The sequence below is a fragment of the Shewanella sp. ISS20 genome, from assembly GCF_056522965.1.
Map to the genome: position 1 here is coordinate 96,351 of NZ_JAWRZK010000001.1, position 18,468 is coordinate 114,818.

Below are 18,468 nucleotides of genomic sequence, written 5' to 3' on the forward strand. Positions count from 1 at the left end.
TCGCCTAGGTGTCTTGTGAACTCGAGTCGCGCGTGATTATTAAGAACTAAGCGTCTGAATATTAGCACTCACTGACTCGCTAATTTATCGGTGGTAAATATAGCGTAAAACCTTACAAATAATAGTGTTGTTTTGGTAAAGAATATTGGCTATTTTTGCAAAAATGGAAGAGTTGTAAGCTAATGAAATTAAAGTGATTTAATCTATGATTAGATGGCTTTTATAAAATTTCACAACTAGAATATATAAAAGTGAAACACAAGCGCTAGAGCCTGCGTTTCTTTACACTTTAGTTGCTGTTTAGCGGGTACACTCTTCGAGTAAATAGGCTAAGTGGCGATAAGAAATACCACTGTGCTGGCTAAGTCCGACTTCACAGGTGCGGTTAGCGTAGTAACCTTCGCTGATGTCTTGCGGCAGTAACTTTTTGATATTGCGCAGGGCACTTGCATTGATTTCAGGTTTATACAGGCCTTTTTCGCCAGCATAACCGCAGCACTCAATTCCCTCTGGGCGCACAATTTCTTTGGCGCAGGCATTGGCTATGGCCAACATCTTATCTTCCATATGCATATGCTTAGCCGAGCAACCTAAATGCAGTGCGACTTGCGCTTTGGGCGTAACACTCAGCTTTGGCAGCAAGTTATCGTGCATAAACTCCACCATATCGATTAATTCGATATTAGGATTCTCTTGCAAGGTGCGCTTAGTGCAAGACAGGGCATCTATTATCACAGGTAATTTGCCTGAGCCTGAGATTTCACTCATGGCTTGGATGAGTTGCAAACGCTTAGCATCGGCATTTTTAAAATCACCCTTAGATTCCCACATTTGGCCGCAACATAAGTCTCGGGTATTGTCTGGAATAATGACGTTATAGCCACCGCGCTCCAGCAAGGTGATGATTACCTCAGATAAGCTGCGCTTATCTGTATCTTCTGGCGTCACGCCAAAGGTGCGACCGCCACAAGCGGGGAAATACACTACGGTTTTTTGGTCGGCTTTTGGCATGCTAGGTGTAGCTACGCTGGCGCCTTTGGGAAAACTTGGGTTCCAGTAAGGCACTTCTTTAGTGACCATGCGCCCCACATTCATCAACCCTTGGGTAAATTTATCGCCTGTGAGCTTATGGATAGTGCCAAGGACATTAAAGCCAGTGCTTATCACTTGATTGACGACACCATAGTGCTTGGCTTGAAAATCTAACACTTTTTGCTCAGTGCTAGTGATGTAAGGCGTGCGCAGTTTACGGACCAACTGCCCCATTTCATTATCAACAGGGCAGGCGATAGTACACAGCTGACAAGCCGCGCAAGTATCCACCACATCATATTTAGCGGCAGCGCGCATTTCGGCGGCGGCAGTTTTATCACCGCTTTGCTCTAAACGCTCGATTTCGCGTAAGGTGGCAATGCGTTGGCGCGGCGACATATTGAGTGCTGAGGTTGGGCAGGTTTTCTCACAAAAACCGCACTCGATACAGCGGTCAATATAATCATCCACCACAGGGCAAGGCTTAATGTTTTTGACATGCACTTGGCTGTCATCATTAAGAATTACCCCAGGGTTTAACAATCCTTCCGGGTCGAACAATTGCTTAATGTTTTTCATCAACACATAAGCATCATGGCCCCATTCCATTTCCACAAATGGCGCGACCGCGCGGCCGGTGCCGTGCTCGGCCTTCATTGAGCCATCGTATGTATTAATCACCATTTTGGCCACATCTTGCATAAAGTGATCAAAACGTTCGATATCGGCCGCTGAGGCAAAGGTCGGGGTGATAATAAAGTGGAAGTTACCCGCTAAAGCATGGCCATAAATCACGCCTTCTGGGTAGCCGTGCTTATGGAATAATTCAGTTAAATCGCGAGCAGCAGCGGCTAAATGCTCAAGTTCAAACGCCACATCTTCGATAATGACAGAGGTGCCTTTGGGGCGAGCGCCACCAATAATAGGGAATAAGCCTGAGCGCATGGCCCAATATTTACCGTAAACCGCAGGATCGCTACTAAAGCTGATTGGGCGCTCAGTGTCGATATGCGCAAGCTTAGCAATCACGTCAGCCGTGTATTGGTTAAGTGTATCTGCGTCATTGGCGCGCGATTCAATCAACAAAATAGCGGCACCTTCGGGTAAGTCGCTGAGCCACTCTGGCATGCCAGGCTTACCTGTGATGGACTTAATTGACGCCCAATCAAGTAACTCCACCGCAGCAACACTGTCACCGACTAATGGCGGCACAGCGCGGGCGGCATCTTCCATATTGAAAAATACGGCTAAGGCTGAAGCTTTACATAAAGCCTCATCAACCGTGTGATAAGTGACTTCTTCAACAAAGGCTAAGGTGCCCTCAGAGCCCACTATCAGATGATTGATAATATCGAACGGGTCATTAAAATCGATGAGCGCATTGAGGCTATAGCCTGTCGTGTTTTTAATGGCGTATTTCTTGCGGATACGGCTTGCGAGCTGAGTGTTAGTTTGCGTCATGTGCGCGAGCTCAGTTAACTGCTTCAGCAGTAAACCATGGCTTGCGGCAAAGGCGGCTTTTGAGTGCGAGCAGCCCGTATCCAGCAGGGCGCCATCAGCAAACATTAGCTTGGCGGACGCTATGGTTTGATAGCTGTTTTGCGCTGTGCCACAACACATGCCAGATGCATTGTTACACACTATGCCGCCCACTTTGGCTGAGGCTAAGGTGGCTGGATCTGGACCTATCTTTTTATTGAAAGGTTTAAGCTTGGCATTGGCATCGGCGCCAATCACGGCGGCACCGAGGCGTATTTGGGTCTTATCTACATTGACTTCCATGGTACGAAAGCCATCAAATCCCAGCATTAATAAAATGCCTTCACCCACAGCTTGACCAGAAAGACTGGTACCTGCGGCTCTAAAGGTTACTGGAACCTTATGCTCGCGGGCGGTGGCTAAGGTTGCTTGGACATCGGCTAAGGTATCGGCATGCACTACCCACTGCGGCACTATGCGAAAATAACTCGCATCGGTTGACCAGGCAAAACGGCGCACCGGGTCATTAGTGACCTTATCGCCGAGTTCGCTGCGTAATGCATTGAAAATCACTTCAGAATTCATCACGTGAAATATTTCCTGTAAAAAATGCACGTTAAATCCAGCGGCTTAAGCGACTTAATTTAAGTTGCTTAAGCCCGCAGATCAGTTATTGCTTCAGGCTAAAAACCGCCCCAAATATACGCCAAGGTGCCAGCTACTAGGGCGTAGGCCAAGGCTACTGGCATGGTTTTACGAATAATTTCTGATTCACGGCCTGCCATACCCACCACAGTGGCAGCGGCAACTACGTTCATCACACACATCATGTTACCGGCGTTCGCGCCTATACCTTGCAAGGCTAAAATCATGGCGTGATTGGCGCCAATATTATCGGCAACACTGTATTGCAGGCCAGAGAACATCATGTTGGAGAAAGTAGCGCTGCCTGAGAGGAAGGCACCAAAAATACCGACAATAGGTGCCATCCAGCTCCATACCGCGCCCATGGAGTTAGCCAGTAAATCCGCCAGAGCCACAGGCATAGAAGCAAGGCCTGAGCTGTTTTCGCCTGAGTTCAAGAAGATTTTCACCATAGGCACAGAGGCGCCAAGGGAAATAATGGTAGGCAGCATAGCTTTAGCTGAATCAGACACTGATTGCTTGATAGCGACTTTATTCATGTTAAACAGCCAGAAACCTAAGATACACACGGCCACAAAGAAAGCGCCTGGGGCATACAGGGTGGCAAAGCTTGCCTTAAGTTCTGTGCCTAACAGGCCGGTCCAATTAATGTTAAAGCCGGATAAGAAGCTCTTAATTGGCGCAACTGTGCGCGATAACACCAATAAGGCTGCCATCACTAAATACGGCGTCCATGCGGCAAGCTGTGAAAACTTGGCGGCTTTAAGCTCGGGTTTACCTGCGCTCGCGTTGCGCTCACCATCATTTTCAGCAAAATCAAACCAAGGGGTTGCTGGTAATAACCAGCCTTTTTTTGCCACTGGGATAACGAGCGCCATACCGATTAAGGCGCCAATCACAGATGGGAATTCAGGGCCGGCAAAATAGTTAATTAACCAGGCAGGTATTGTGAATGACAGACCGGCGAACAGGGCAAACTTCCACACTTGTAAGCCTTCTTTAAACGACTTATTGCGCCCAAAAAAGCCGGTCAGCATAGCGGCCATGACCACAGGAATTAAAGTGCCGACAAACAAGTCTAAGGTGATCATGTGCATAGCAATGAACTGCGCATAATCATTAAAATTGCCGCCGTGCGCTGCAATTTGCTCGGCAGCCATGTTGACGCCGCCTTGGGTTAGGCCTTGCTCCATACCAAATAGCACAGGTAAACCAATGGCGCCAAAAGAGACTGAAGTTGAGTCAGCAATTAAAGCCACTACCGCGGCCGCGATTGGAGGAATGCCGAGCAATACCAGTAATGGTGCGCCGATAGCGGCTGGGGTACCAAAACCGGCTGAGCCTTCAATAAAGGAGCCGAACAACCAACAAATAATTATCACCTGCACCCGCGCATCGGCGCTGATGTTAGTGAAACCTGCGCGTATGGTATCCATAGCGCCAGAATGTTTAAGGGTATTAAGTAAAAACACCGCTCCAAAAATAATTGAGAGCGGTGTTAATGCCGATAATAAGCCTTCAACTATGGAGGCAGATAAGAAGCCTACGTCCATTTTCCAAATAAAGACGGCGGCTAACACAGTCAGTATTAATGAGATTGGCATAGCTTTAGAGGCGGGCATTCGCATTAACACTAAAAATAACATCACGCTTATCACAGGGGATAAACTGGCAAGTATTTGTAAAATCGTCATTTGGGTCTCAGTTTCTTGTTTATTGGTTATTGCATAGTGAGCGCTGCCAGTATTAATAGTGTTACTTGCTCTGGCTTGGCGTGACATACTCTATTGTTTTATTAAGGCAAAATTGATCTAGATTAATTTCTCATGGGTTGATAATTAAAAAATATTTAAAGTGTGATCATCCTCTAAATCACCCCGAGAGGTAGCGCAAGATTTAGCGTTTGATGCCATAAATCGACCGTTAATTTACCTTCAATCATGAGCGCTGCATCATTAATAATTTATCACTCGTGATCGTTATCACTAAATTAGTGAGAACGGTAAGCTAGGGAATATAACTAATTGATAATACGAATTAATATTATTGGTAAATGAAAGGCAGATCGCAGGAAAGTCCCACCTATACTGAGTATCAGTAAAAAGTGAGTGATGGCTATATCAAGTGATGGGTATATTAAGTGGATAGTTAAAGCAGGGCGGGTAATAAACATAACCACTAGCGCAAGCTAAGCAACTGATTCAATAGATGGTAGTGAACAGTCAGCTTAAGCTAGCGCTTTAATGGCTATAGCGTTTATTGCAATTACACTCATTGTAATAACAGTAAGTGCAATAACATTCGGGGTTAGAACAGCTTACTCCCCCAGCCTAATTTAGTGCGCAGTACATGAAAGTAATTATGATTGGTTGGGTGCACTAAGGTTAACTTTTCTGGGCTGCGCTTAATGATGATTTCATCCCCTGGCAGCACAGCTAAATGTACGTGGCCATCACAACTCACTTCGAGGTTATCGGCATTGTCAGGTGAGACTAATAACTTAATGGTACTGTTAGCATCCACCACAATCGGCCGGCAAGACAGGGTATGCGGGAACATAGGCACTAAGATCATCGCCTGTAAATTCGGGGTTAAAATGGCGCCGCCTGCCGATAATGAATAAGCCGTTGAACCTGTCGGCGTTGACACTATCATGCCATCCGCGCGTTGGCTGTACATGAACTGATCGTCTATATACACTTCAAATTCAATCATATGAGCAATTTTGCCCGGATGCAGTACCGCTTCATTGACCGCTGAATTACACGCTTTTAATTCATGATGGCGATACACTTTTGCTTCTAGCAAGAATCTTTGCTCGGTAATGAACTGGCCGTCTAATACTTCGGCTAATGAAGCTTCAAAATCATTGGGGGGTAAGTCGGTTAAAAAACCCAAATTGCCACGGTTAACGCCAATTACGCCAATATCAAAGCGTGCTAATACTCGAGCCGCCCCGAGCATATTGCCATCACCACCAACGACTATGGCAAGATCGCATTGTTTGCCAATCTCAACAATTTCAGCCGATGTCACATGTTGGCCAACTTCCGCTGCCACTCGCTCTTCAACCAGCACACTATAGCCTTGGACAGTGAGCCAATGATGCAGTCGCTTTAATGTCTTGTTGGTGCCCGCATGATGGGGTTTACCGATTAGACCAATTGTTTTGAACTTGTTTTTCATAGAGTTTACGCGCTTTGTGGCCTTAGCCCTTGAAACGACAGAATTGATCCCCATAATAGGCTGTGAGTTTGCAGAAACAAAGCATTTTTGCTGGAGTTAGGAATGACCAACGAATCAAAACAGGCGCAAGCCGACAATGAAGAAGTGATTACTGAAGAAATGGTAATCAATCAGGAAGGCGCTGATGAGTCGAATTTAATTGACGAATTAACTCAGGCTAATTTTCGAGTTGAAGAGTTAGAGCAACAATTGCTTGCTGCTGAAGCTACTGTCGTTGAACAGAAAGATTCAGTCGTACGCGCTGCTGCTGAAGTTGACAATATTCGTCGCCGCTCAGCCGTTGAGGTAGAGAAAGCGCGTAAGTTTGCACTGGAAAAGTTCGTTTCTGAATTATTACCTGTGATTGACAACATGGAACGCGCATTAGCCGCGGGCAATCCAGATGATGAAGCCACTAAGGCGATTCATGAAGGTGTTGAGCTGACCTTAAAAACCTTAACTTCGGCCGTGGCCAAGTTTGGTGTGGTGCAAATCGACCCTATGGGTGAAGCGTTCAACCCTGAGCAACATCAAGCCATTGGCATGCAGCCAAGCACTGAATTTGCGGCTAACACCGTAATGATGGTGATGCAAAAAGGCTTTATGTTGAATGAGCGTTTATTGCGCCCAGCTATGGTCATGGTGTCACAAGGCTAAGCCCAAGGCATCAACCTAAGACATCACAGAGTTGAGTGAGTTAATTAAATTCCTCAACGGTTAGCGCCACAAAATTAGCGCAACAAAAAGGACAGCTTAAGCTGTCCTTTTTTATTTGCTTATTTAAGCGTTTGTTTACACTTGAGCGCTTATTTGAGTGGGGCTATTTAATGTTTCAATAGCCTTAGACCTAAATGGCCATATACGCCTTGATTTGCGCTAACATGCCTACGCTATCAAGCTGTAAGTCATGCTTGATTTCATCAGGGCCACCATGCTTGATAAATTCATCGGGCAGGCCGATTTGCAGTACAGGTTTACCCACTTTGTGTTTAGCCAGTAATTCCAGTACGCCGCAGCCTGCGCCGCCCGCGATAGCATTTTCTTCAATAGTGACTAATACATCATGGCTGCGCGCAAGTTCAAGCACTAAGGCTTCATCTAACGGCTTCACAAAGCGCATATCGGCCACACTGGCATCTAACTCATCTGCCACGATTAAGGCATCGGCCAAGGTCGTACCAAAGTTAATCAAAGCAATCTTCTGCCCTTGACGCACTAAGCGACCTTTACCAATTTCCATGGCAGTCATAGCTTCAACTTGCTCAGCACCTGTAGCACTGCCACGAGGATAGCGCACCGCACTTGGGCCATCTTGATAGCAGTAACCTGTGTACAGCATTTGGCGACATTCGTTTTCATCGCTTGGCGTCATGATCACCATGTTAGGGATGCAGCGCATAAACGAGATATCAAACGCCCCTTGGTGCGTTGGGCCATCGGCGCCAACAATGCCACCGCGATCGATAGCAAACAGTACCGGCAATTGCTGCAAGGCAACATCGTGAATGAGCTGATCGTAACCGCGCTGCAAGAAAGTCGAGTAAATGGCAACGACTGGCTTATACCCTTCACAGGCAAAACCTGCGGCTAATGTCACCGCGTGTTGCTCGGCAATGGCCGCATCAAAATACTGCTCAGGGAAGCGCTGTGAAAATTCCACCATACCTGAGCCTTCACGCATGGCAGGGGTAATGGCTAACACTTTTTCATCGGTGGCGGCAATATCACATAACCACTTGCCAAACACTTGTGAAAAGGTTGGTAAACCTTGTTTAGTGGCCGGTTTTTTAAACTGACTTGGGTCAAACTTAGGCACAGCATGCCAGCCGATAGGGTCTTGCTCCGCTGGGGCGTAGCCTTTACCTTTTTTGGTCATAATATGCAGAATTTGCGGCCCCTTGAGGTTACGCATATTACGCATGGTTTCGACCATGGCATCGACATCATGGCCATCAATCGGGCCGATATAGTTAAACCCTAACTCTTCAAACAAGGTGCCAGGAACTACCATGCCTTTAAGGTGTTCTTCAGTGCGCTTAGCCATCTCTTTGATGACAGGCATACCTTTAAGCACCTTCTTACCACCTTCGCGTATGGTGGTATAAAAGCGGCCAGACATTAATTTAGCGAGATGATTGTTGAGGGCGCCAACGTTCTCTGATATCGACATTTCGTTATCATTGAGCACCACTAACATATCTTTATGTAAGTCACCGGCGTGGTTCATGGCTTCAAACACCATGCCACCAGTCATGGCGCCATCGCCAATCACAGCCACGACTTTTCGGCCAGCAGCTTCTTTATCCGCGATAACCGCCATAGCCGTTGCCGCACTGATAGAGGTGCCTGAGTGACCCACACTGAAGGTGTCGTATTCACTTTCTGGGCGCCATGGAAACGGATGCAATCCATTTTTTTGACGTATGGTGGGCATACGGTCACGGCGGCCAGTCAAAATCTTGTGCGGATAGGCCTGATGACCCACATCCCACACTAAACGATCAAAAGGAGTGTTATACACATAATGCAGCGCGACAGTTAATTCAACTGTCCCAAGCCCAGAGGCAAAGTGACCGCTAGAAATGCCCACGGATTTTAACAGAAACTCTCTGAGCTCATCTGCCAGTTGCGGTAACAACTCCTGAGGCAGTTTTCTCAGGTCTTCTGGGGTATCGGCTTGGGCCAATAATGGAAATTGAGATATATCCAGAGTCATAGTGAGATTCATTGTCTCTATGTTATGTTCTTCGCGCGATGATATATCGGGCGAAGTTGGCAAGTAGCTGGCTATTGTACGGTAACTTAGTCAGCGCTGATAGTGCATCCTGGATTAGCGCATCGGCGCATTGCTGCGCGCCAGCTAACCCTAAGAGCTTAGGATAAGTACTTTTATTGGCTTCAGTATCTGAGCCTTGGGGTTTACCCAGCTCTTCGGTCGTCGCTGTAATGTCTAAAATGTCATCGTGCACCTGAAACGCTAAGCCTACGGCATTGGCATAATCAATTAAGGCCGCACTGGTGGCGTCATCGGCATCGGCGCAAATTAGTGCCATTTCAACGGCGCAGCGAATTAACGCGCCTGTCTTCATGGTATGCAGCTGCGTTAAGGTCTCAAGATCAATGGTGCGATTGGTAGAATTAAGATCTATGGCTTGACCGCCGCACATGCCTTGAAAGCCAGACGCTTTGGCTAAACAGCGCACTAATGCCAATTGCTGCGCAGGACGCAGGGGTAAATCTTGGCGACTAATGATTTCAAACGCTAAGGTTTGCAGCGCATCGCCCGCTAAAATGGCATTGGCTTCATCAAAGGCAATATGCACCGTCGGTTGGCCGCGGCGTAAGTCATCATCATCCATGGCTGGTAAATCGTCATGAATGAGCGAGTAAGCATGGATACATTCAATGGCAGCGGCGCACGGGTCGAGTTTAGCTAAGTCGACATTAAGCATTTCGCCAACGCTGTAGACCAAAAATGGCCGAATGCGTTTGCCCCCTAACAGGGCTCCATGGGTCATGGCTGCTTGTAATGGCGCATCGATACTCGGCAAACCTGCCAAATGTTCAGTTAATTGCTCATCGATACGAGCTTGGTATTTTTCTATCGCAACAGCTAGCACGTTAGGCCTCATCACCATCAAAAGAACTGAGGGGAGCATTCCCGTCATTGGCCATCAGGATACTGACTTTTTGTTGGGCTTGATCCAACTTGTTTTGACTTTGACGAACTAAGGCAATGCCGCGTTCAAATTGCTTTAAAGCGTCATCGAGCGAGATCTCGCCTTGCTCAAGATTGGCAACAATTTGTTCAAGTTCAGCCAGCGATTGTTCAAAACTTAAATTTTCAGGTTTTTTAGCCACGTCAGTTTCCTCTGTTTTAGCGGGTGACAAGGTATATCAGGGCGGTTATAGGGTCAAATCGAGTCATTGGATATTTGCACGAAAGCACGCTTTAGCTCTGATTTTTTTTAAGAAAAAGTAAAAAGTAGCTAAACTTGCTCCAAGGACTTCCGATATAACGATGACAGCGAATAGGGATTTTGCCGTGACTCATCATTATCACATGAATACTAGCCCTGTCGTAATCGCACTATTAATGACAATTATACCCCTAGTGGTTAACAAACCGGGGACTTTTTGAGTTATATGGCATGAAAAAAGCATGCGGATAACTTAATTTTAGGGCGTTAGTGCCAAGGGAATGGGGGAGAAACTGTGGATTTAGCAACGCTCATCGGCCTTATTGGCTCATTCGGTTTCATCATTATGTCCATGATACAAAGTGGCGGCATAGGAATGTTTATTGATATTCCTTCGGTAATGATTGTGTTTGGTGGGTCGTTTTTCGTCGTGATGATGAAATTTAATATGCGGGCTTTCTTTGGGGCTGGGGGCATTGCCGCCAAAGCCTTCTTCTTTAAAATCGATAAACCGGAAGACTTAATCGAGCAATCAGTCACCATGGCTGACGCTGCCCGTAAAGGCGGTTTTTTAGCGCTAGAAGAAGCGCAAATTAGTAATCCGTTTATGCAGCGCGGCGTCGATATGCTGGTGGATGGTCACGATGGCCAAGTAGTACGCTCCGCTCTTGAGAAAGATATTACCCTCACGGAAGAGCGCCATAAACTTGGCGTCAAAATCTTTAGAGCTATCGCCGACGTAGGACCTGCCATGGGCATGATAGGTACCTTAGTCGGTTTAGTGGCCATGCTAGGTAACATGTCAGACCCTAAATCCATTGGACCTGCGATGGCGGTTGCTTTATTAACCACGCTTTATGGCGCCATGTTATCTAACATGTTCGCCATTCCCATTGCTGATAAGCTCGAAATCCGCATGGCGGAAGAAGTCATGAACCGTAACTTGATTATGGATGCCGTGCTTGCCATTCAAGACGGACAAAACCCTAGGGTGATTGAAAGTTTCCTTAAGAATTACTTATCTGAGAAAAAACGTAAAGTTGATACCACGGGCGGAGAATAGCCATGGGTAAGTGCGTATGTCCACCGCCCGGAGCGCCGGGCTGGTTGGCGACATTTGCTGACCTGATGTCGCTGCTTATGTGCTTCTTCGTATTGCTGTTGTCATTTTCTGAAATGGATGTGGTCAAATTTAAGCAGCTGGCAGGTTCGATGAAATTCGCCTTTGGGGTGCAAAATAAAGTTGACGTTAAAGATATTCCTAAAGGAACTTCTGTCATTGCCTTGGAGTTTCGCCCAGGACGCCCTGATCCCACGCCCATTGAAATAGTGACGCAACAAACTAATGAAATGACTGAACCTGTGCTCGATTTTCAAGCTGGTGAAGATGACAGTGCCGGTGGTATGCAGGAGCAGCAAGGCGAACAGCGCGGTGGGGAATCCGCTGCCAGTGGCCGCGAAACCGCTATGGATGTGACCCAAAGTAGCCAAGGCGAGAATCAGGCGCAACAAGAGCAAGTGAATAATGAAGCCAAGAAAATTGCCGAGAAATTAGAAAAAGAGATAGTTGATGGTGCCATTGAGGTGGAATCATTAGGCCAGCAAATTATTATCCGCATTCGCGAAAAAGGGGCGTTTGCCTCAGGCTCTGGCTTTATTCAACCTAAATTTAAACCTGTGGTGCAAAAAGTCGGTGAGATCTTAGTGGATATACCGGGGATTATTACTGTCTCAGGCTATACAGATGATATGCAAATCAGTAACGAGCTCTATAGCTCTAACTGGGACTTATCCAGTAAGCGCGCTGTGGCTGTGGCTCATGAGTTTTCTAAAGTCAAAGGCTTTGAGCAAGGGCGGATGAAAGTGGTGGGTATGGCATCGACCAATCCATTGGTGGCCAATACCAGTGAAGAAAATCGTTCCAGAAATCGACGGGTGGAAATCGGCATAGAGCAAGGCAAAGCCAAAGAGTCCGATGAAATTAGTGTGGCTAAATAAGCAGAGTAATGTGTGGGTATAGATAAACAAACCAGCCAGAGCGCCAGTGCTCTGGCTTAATTTTTAGTGATAACTATGAAGAGACTGCGCCTTTTGCAGTGATTTTGTTATAATCCCCACATTGCCGTATAAAAGAGTTGTCTAGTCCCATGAAGTTTGTCGTTAAGATCTACCCAGAAATTATGATGAAGAGCAAGCCTGTGCGCATGCGCTTTATTAAGATGCTTGAAACCAATATCCGCAATGTATTGCGTCACATAGATGAAGGCGCCAAGGTGCAACGTCAATGGGATCGCATCGTGGTGCTGGTGCCGCCGACTAAGCCTGAGCTGCTGGATGTGTTCGCTGAACGCTTAACGTGTATTCCAGGTATTGCTCATAGCTTGCAAGTAGCTGAGCACACTTTCACTACGGTTGATGATATTTATCAAATCGTACTGCCTATCTATCGCGAAGAACTGAAAGGTAAGACATTCTGCGTACGCGCTAAGCGTAATGGTCAGCATGAGTTCACCTCAAGCGAAGTGGAGCGTTATGTTGGCGGCGGCTTAAACCAGTTTACTGAAGCCCTGTGCGTTAAGCTTAAAGATCCTGACATGACAGTGCACTTAGAAATCGATCACGAAAAACTGTACGTGGTTGAAAAGCGCATTGAAGGTTTAGGCGGTTTCCCTATCGCGACTCAAGAAGATGTGTTGTCGCTGATTTCCGGTGGTTTTGACTCTGGCGTGTCGAGTTTCCAATTCATTAAGAAAGGTTGCCGTACTCATTACTGCTTCTTTAATCTTGGTGGCGCGCAGCACGAAATCGGCGTTAAGCAAGTGGCTTATCATTTGTGGAAAACTTACGGCGAATCGCACAAGGTTAAGTTTATCTCTGTGCCATTTGAGCCAGTAGTGGCTGAAATTTTAGAGCGCATTGATAACGGCCAAATGGGCGTGATTTTAAAGCGCGTAATGATGCGCACCGCCGGCAGAATTGCTGATCGCATGGGTATTCAAGCGTTAGTGACAGGTGAAAGTGTTGGCCAAGTATCAAGCCAAACCTTAACTAACCTCAATGTGATAGACCGCTGCGTTGATAACTTAATTTTGCGTCCGCTGATTGCCATGGATAAGCAAGACATCATCAATGAAGCACGCCGCATTGGCACCGAAGATTTTGCTAAAACCATGCCTGAATATTGCGGCGTGATTTCTCAGCGTCCAACGGTAAAAGCAGTATTAAGCAAAATTGAAGCAGAAGAGCTTAAGTTCTCTGAAGACTTAATCGATAGAATTTTGGCTGATATTGAAATCATCGATATTAAGGAAATTGCTGCCAATATGGATACTAAAATCACTGAAACTGAATCAGTAGATACAGTAGCGGCCAATGAGATTGTCATTGATATTCGCGCGCCTGAAGAAGAAGACAAAAAGCCGCTGGAAATTGATGGCGTTGATATTAAAGTGATTCCTTTCTTTAAATTAGCGACTCAATTTGCAGACCTTGATAAGTCTAAGACCTATCTTTTGTATTGTGAGCGCGGCGTAATGAGTAAATTGCAAGCCTTGTATCTGCTGGAGCAGGGCTATGACAATGTGAAAGTTTACCGTCCATAAGACAGTCCGTTTTCAGCTCGCCTAATCGCGAGTGAATAACTAAAACCGCAGCCACGCTGCGGTTTTTTTATAAAAAATAACCGCCAAAAATAACCATTAAATCGCTAGCCCGCTGAATTGTTGGGAGGGAATGATTTAAAAAACTAGTCAATCCCCCCGCGGCAATGCCACAATACGGATTAGAAAAACTTATACAAAGACAGGGAATGGAATAGTATGTCAAGACGTTTGCCGCCTCTCAATGCGGTTAAGGCATTTGAAGCCGCAGCCCGCCATTTGAGCTTCACCCGCGCCGCCGAAGAGCTGTTTGTGACTCAAGCCGCGGTCAGCCATCAAATTAAGGCATTAGAAGACTTTTTGGGGCTTAAATTATTCCGTCGTAAGAATCGCTCATTATTATTGACCGAAGAAGGTCAAAGCTATTTCCTCGAAATCAAAGACATCTTTATTCATCTTGGTGAAGCTACCGACAGATTACTGGCGCGCTCTGCGATTGGCTCGTTGACGGTTGCTATGTCACCAAGCTTTGCCATTCAGTGGTTAGTGCCGCGTCTTGCCAAATTCAGTGAGAAAAACCCTGACATTGACGTACGGATTAAGGCGGTGGATTCAGATACCGCCAGCATTACCGACGATATCGATGTCGCCATTTATTATGGCCAAGGCAATTGGGCAGGTATGCGCAGCGATAAACTGCGTAATGAAGTGCTCATTCCTATGTGCTCACCTTTACTGCTTAAAGGCCCTAAACCATTAGCTAAGCCAAGTGATTTAAAGTTTCATACCTTATTGCATGATACCAGTCGCCAATATTGGCAAGCGTGGTTTAGGCAAACGGGCGTGACTGACATTAATGTTAATCAAGGGCCGATTTTTAGCCATTCATCCTTAGTGCTGCAAGCGGCCGCCCATGGTCAAGGCGTGGCGCTGGGGTATAGCGTCTTGGCTAAGCCTGATATTCAAGCGGGGCGCTTAGTGTGTCCTTTCCCCGATGTATTACTGAGTAAGGATGCCTATTACTTAGTGTGTCATCAAAGCCATGCTGAGCTGGGTAAAATTGTCGCCTTTAGAGAGTGGATGCTAGATATGTTTGCAGAGGAGCTACGCAGTGAAATGCTTCCTGGATAAAATTGCGGATGATATTAGTCGCGGTGATGCTTGCTACCTTGGGCCAGAATCTCCTGATACTTTAATTTTGCTGGCCCATGGCGCAGGCGCTGATAGTTTTCACCCTTTTATGGAAGCTATAGCGCAAGGTTTAGCTGCCCAAGGTTTTGGCGTATTTCGCTTTGATTTCCCGTATATGCGCCTGCGTCGGCAATTAGGGGCGCGCCGGCCACCGGATCGCGCCCCTAAGCTGTTGGAATGCTTTAGTCATTATGTGGATATCGCTAAACAAAGTTCAGCCACTAAAGTGGTGTTAATGGGGAAATCCATGGGTGGGCGTATGGCCGCGACCCTGGCCAACGAAGTTAACGTTGATGGCGTCATTTGTTTGGGCTATCCCTTTGTCGCCTTAAAAGGCAAAGAGCCACGGCTGGCGCCATTGCAAGCACCGTTATGCCCAGTGTTAGTGCTGCAAGGTGAGCGCGATAAGTTTGGCGGTGTTAGCGAAGTGGCGCAGTGGCCGTTAGCGCCTAATGTGCAAGTGCAATGGATTACTGACGGCGATCATAGTTTTGTACCGCGCAAGTTATCAGGCACCACCACAGACGCTAATGTACAGGCTGCCATAGTGGCTTCAAGTGAGTTTATAGGACGATTAGCATGATAAAAGGTTTGATGATATTGGCGGCGCTGAATGGTTTATTGGCCGTGGCGCTTGGGGCATTTGCCTCCCATGGGTTAAAACATATGATCAGCAGCGAGATGGTGACTATTTTTGCCCTTGGGGTGCAATATCATTTCTATCATGTGTTTGCCATGGCCTTAGTAGCCCTGTGCGGGATCAGCATTCGCTCTAAATTGCTCTATTGGAGTGGCGGTTTGTTTATGGCCGGCATTACCTTCTTTTCAGGCTCCTTATACGTTTATGCCTTAATGGGCACTAAGTGGATGGGGCCAATTACCCCGCTTGGCGGCTTTTGCTTTATGTTAGGTTGGCTGCTGCTGGCATTAGCTGTGTGGCGCAGCCGCGTAACGGTGGATGCAAGCTAGGTTAGAAGCATTGGAAATGGATGGTGGGTAAGCGCAGACAAATTCTACAATAGTGCTATAATGCCCGCCGTTTTGATTGTGACTATGCCCTGATTGCGGCTCGAGAAAAAAATGAAGAATTTGGTGTTATATTGCCGCGGTGGCTTTGAAAAAGACTGCGCAGCAGAAATTCAAGTCCGTGCGGCTGAGTTAAACATTGGTGGTTTTGTTAAAACCGCGACCAACCAAGCCTATGTAGTCTTTGAATGTTTTGCCGAGGATGATGGTGAAGTTCTGGCGCAAAAGTTATCGTTAGATTCTCTCATCTTCGCGCGCCAAATGTTTGCCGCGGGCCCATTACTGACTGATTTACCAAGTGATGATCGCGTATCACCTCTTGTTGAAGCATTAGCAAATATCAGCAAGGCTGGTGAGCTTAGGGTCGAAACTCCAGACACCAATGAAGCTAAAGAATTGTCGGCATTTTGCCGCAAATTCACAGTGCCTTTACGCCAAGCGCTGAAGAAACGTGACATCTTGCTGAATAAAGAAAGCCCTAACCGTCCAATTATCCATGTGTGTTTTGTGGCGCCAGGTCAGGCTTATGCTGGTTATTCATTCAGCAATAACAGCTCACCGCATTTTATGGGCATTCCCCGTTTAAAATTCCCAAGTGATGGCCCAAGCCGTTCAACCTTGAAGTTGGATGAAGCTTTTATCCATTTTCTTAAGGAAGAAGATCACGAAACTCGCTTACATTCAGGCATGAAGTCAGTGGACTTAGGTGCTTGCCCTGGCGGCTGGACTTATCAGTTAGTACGCCGTGGCATGTTTGTTGCCGCTGTGGATAACGGCCCTATGGATGAAAAGCTGATGCAAACCGGCCAAGTAAAGCATTACCGTGAAGATGGTTTCCGCTTTGAGCCGCCACGCAAAAATATTTACTGGTTAGTGTGTGACATGGTTGAAAAGCCAGCACGCGTAGCTGAACTCATGGAAGCTTGGGCAATTAATGGCTGGTTTAAAGAAGCCATCTTTAACCTTAAGTTACCGATGAAGAGCCGCTATAAAGAAGTCAGCACAATTCTGGCGACCATGAGCACTATTTTAACTGAGAACGAAATTCCGCATAAGTTAGCTTGTAAGCACTTGTACCACGACAGAGATGAAGTGACAGTGCACTTATGGCTGCGCCCAGAAGTGCAGTGCGGTTTCTAATGCTAAGCTGTTAGATAATCACGAATAAAAAAGGATGCCTAGTGCATCCTTTTTGCGTTACTGAGAGCAGAATTTAGGTATAAGAAGAGGCTTAACCTAATCTATCCATAACCGCTTGGGTGAAATCGGTAGTGCCGTGGGTGCCACCTAAGTCGCGGGTGGTTCTATCGCCGCGGGCAATCACTTCTGATACGGCTTTGCGGATTTGCTCTGCCTTATCGGCCATGCCTAAATATTCCAGCATCTGAATCGAGGCCAAAATCACTGAGGTTGGGTTGGCTAAGTTCTTACCAGCAATATCTGGGGCGCTGCCATGTACGGCTTCAAAAATGGCGGCATCTTTACCTATGTTAGCGCCAGGAGCCATGCCTAAGCCGCCCACTAAGCCTGCGCACAGGTCGGATAAAATATCGCCAAACAAGTTGGTGGTGACTATTACGTCAAAAATTTCAGGGCTCATCACTAGCTTCATGCAAGTGGCATCGACAATCATTTCGTCAGTAATAATATCTGGGTAGCGCAAAGATACTTCGCGGGCGACTTTCAAAAACAAGCCAGAAGTAGATTTCATGATATTGGCTTTGTGCACTATGGTGACTTTTTTGCGGTGCTCTTTGCGCGCCAGTTCATAGGCGAAGGTGGCAATTTGCTCGGCGCCTTGACGGGTAATCACGCTAGTGGCTTCGGCTGTGCTGCCGTCGGCCGAGATTTTCTGGCCTAAGCCTGAGTACATGCCTTCGGTGTTTTCACGTACTGTGATGATATCTATGTTGTCGTATCTAGCTTGGGTACCGGCAAATGACAGTACTGGGCGGACGTTAGCGTACAAGCTGAATTTTTTGCGTAAAGTGACGTTGATTGAGGTAAAGCCTTCACCCACAGGGGTAGTCAGTGGGCCTTTGAGGGTAATACGGTTTTTTTCAATCAAATCTAAGGTGCGCTGTGGCAGTAATTCACCGTGTTTTTCTAAGGCAGCTAATCCAGCATCGGCGAATTCATATTCGAAGTTACAACCCGCTTTATCGAGAATTTTAATGGCGGCATCAATAATACTTGGACCTATGCCATCGCCGGGGATGACAGTAATGGTTCTTTTTGACATGAAACGTCCTTTTACTGTTAATTGTTACTGCTTATGTTGAGTCATGTTTTTATATGACTTAAAGTTGGTGCGGTTGCTGCTATCTGCTTGCTATTTTAAACACTTTTAT

General features: G+C 46.6%; 15 protein-coding genes. 8 read left to right on the forward strand and 7 right to left on the reverse strand.

Translation table 11 applies throughout. The features are described from left to right. Positions 1–300: 300 nt before the first annotated feature. From AC1HDP_RS00485 to nadK, 3 genes are all read right to left on the reverse strand, one after another. Positions 301–3,096 carry an FAD-binding and (Fe-S)-binding domain-containing protein gene (locus AC1HDP_RS00485; protein ID WP_479639789.1) on the reverse strand — a complete coding sequence of 932 codons (2,796 nt, stop codon included), beginning with the start codon at positions 3,094–3,096 and terminating at the stop codon, positions 301–303. A gap of 98 nt (positions 3,097–3,194) precedes the next feature. Beyond that, positions 3,195–4,850, reverse strand: coding sequence for an L-lactate permease (locus tag AC1HDP_RS00490; RefSeq protein WP_479639790.1), 1,656 nt, complete (start codon positions 4,848–4,850; stop codon positions 3,195–3,197). 613 nt (positions 4,851–5,463) lie between these two features. Then, entirely contained in the window at positions 5,464–6,342 is an 879-nt protein-coding gene (gene nadK / locus AC1HDP_RS00495; RefSeq protein ID WP_479637229.1) for an NAD(+) kinase, read from the reverse strand. A gap of 102 nt (positions 6,343–6,444) precedes the next feature. Here nadK and grpE point away from each other — a divergent pair, with 102 nt between their 5' ends. Further along, positions 6,445–7,038, forward strand: a complete 594-nt coding sequence (grpE, locus tag AC1HDP_RS00500) for a nucleotide exchange factor GrpE (protein WP_479637230.1) — start codon at positions 6,445–6,447, stop codon at positions 7,036–7,038. A 190-nt stretch (positions 7,039–7,228) separates the two neighbouring features. Here grpE and dxs read toward each other — a convergent pair whose 3' ends face one another. The 3 genes from dxs to xseB are packed head-to-tail and all read right to left on the reverse strand — an operon-like array spanning position 7,229 to position 10,242. Continuing rightward, complete coding sequence (gene dxs / locus AC1HDP_RS00505; protein WP_479637231.1) at positions 7,229–9,097, reverse strand: 1-deoxy-D-xylulose-5-phosphate synthase; 1,869 nt, start codon at positions 9,095–9,097, stop codon at positions 7,229–7,231. Positions 9,098–9,119: 22 nt separating this feature from the next. Then, positions 9,120–10,001 (reverse strand): (2E,6E)-farnesyl diphosphate synthase, encoded by an 882-nt coding sequence (ispA, locus tag AC1HDP_RS00510; protein ID WP_479637232.1) that lies wholly within the window; start codon positions 9,999–10,001, stop codon positions 9,120–9,122. A 1-nt stretch (position 10,002) separates the two neighbouring features. Further along, a complete protein-coding gene (gene xseB / locus AC1HDP_RS00515) occupies positions 10,003–10,242 on the reverse strand; it encodes an exodeoxyribonuclease VII small subunit (protein ID WP_140931799.1) in 240 nt (79 codons plus the stop codon). A 354-nt stretch (positions 10,243–10,596) separates the two neighbouring features. On the opposite strand from xseB, the gene pomA reads away from it, so the two are divergent. From pomA to rlmM, 7 genes are all read left to right on the forward strand, one after another. Beyond that, positions 10,597–11,364 carry a flagellar motor protein PomA gene (pomA, locus tag AC1HDP_RS00520; RefSeq protein ID WP_140931801.1) on the forward strand — a complete coding sequence of 256 codons (768 nt, stop codon included), beginning with the start codon at positions 10,597–10,599 and terminating at the stop codon, positions 11,362–11,364. A 2-nt stretch (positions 11,365–11,366) separates the two neighbouring features. After that, complete coding sequence (locus tag AC1HDP_RS00525; RefSeq protein WP_479637233.1) at positions 11,367–12,299, forward strand: flagellar motor protein MotB; 933 nt, start codon at positions 11,367–11,369, stop codon at positions 12,297–12,299. Between the two features lie 149 nt (positions 12,300–12,448). After that, positions 12,449–13,903 carry a tRNA uracil 4-sulfurtransferase ThiI gene (gene thiI / locus AC1HDP_RS00530; RefSeq protein ID WP_479637234.1) on the forward strand — a complete coding sequence of 485 codons (1,455 nt, stop codon included), beginning with the start codon at positions 12,449–12,451 and terminating at the stop codon, positions 13,901–13,903. A 216-nt stretch (positions 13,904–14,119) separates the two neighbouring features. After that, on the forward strand, positions 14,120–15,031 hold the full coding sequence (locus AC1HDP_RS00535; RefSeq protein WP_479637235.1) for a transcriptional regulator GcvA: 912 nt from the start codon (positions 14,120–14,122) through the stop codon (positions 15,029–15,031). Positions 15,032–15,044: 13 nt separating this feature from the next. Next, complete coding sequence (locus AC1HDP_RS00540; RefSeq protein ID WP_479639791.1) at positions 15,045–15,674, forward strand: alpha/beta fold hydrolase; 630 nt, start codon at positions 15,045–15,047, stop codon at positions 15,672–15,674. Beyond that, on the forward strand, positions 15,671–16,060 hold the full coding sequence (locus tag AC1HDP_RS00545) for a DUF423 domain-containing protein (protein WP_479637236.1): 390 nt from the start codon (positions 15,671–15,673) through the stop codon (positions 16,058–16,060). Before AC1HDP_RS00540 ends, AC1HDP_RS00545 begins: the two co-directional genes overlap by 4 nt. Positions 16,061–16,171: 111 nt before the next feature. Beyond that, positions 16,172–17,257 carry a 23S rRNA (cytidine(2498)-2'-O)-methyltransferase RlmM gene (rlmM, locus tag AC1HDP_RS00550; RefSeq protein WP_479637237.1) on the forward strand — a complete coding sequence of 362 codons (1,086 nt, stop codon included), beginning with the start codon at positions 16,172–16,174 and terminating at the stop codon, positions 17,255–17,257. A gap of 91 nt (positions 17,258–17,348) precedes the next feature. Here the strand turns inward: rlmM and AC1HDP_RS00555 are convergent, their stop codons facing one another. Then, positions 17,349–18,359 carry an isocitrate dehydrogenase gene (locus AC1HDP_RS00555; protein ID WP_479637238.1) on the reverse strand — a complete coding sequence of 337 codons (1,011 nt, stop codon included), beginning with the start codon at positions 18,357–18,359 and terminating at the stop codon, positions 17,349–17,351. Between the last annotated feature and the right edge of the window lie 109 nt (positions 18,360–18,468).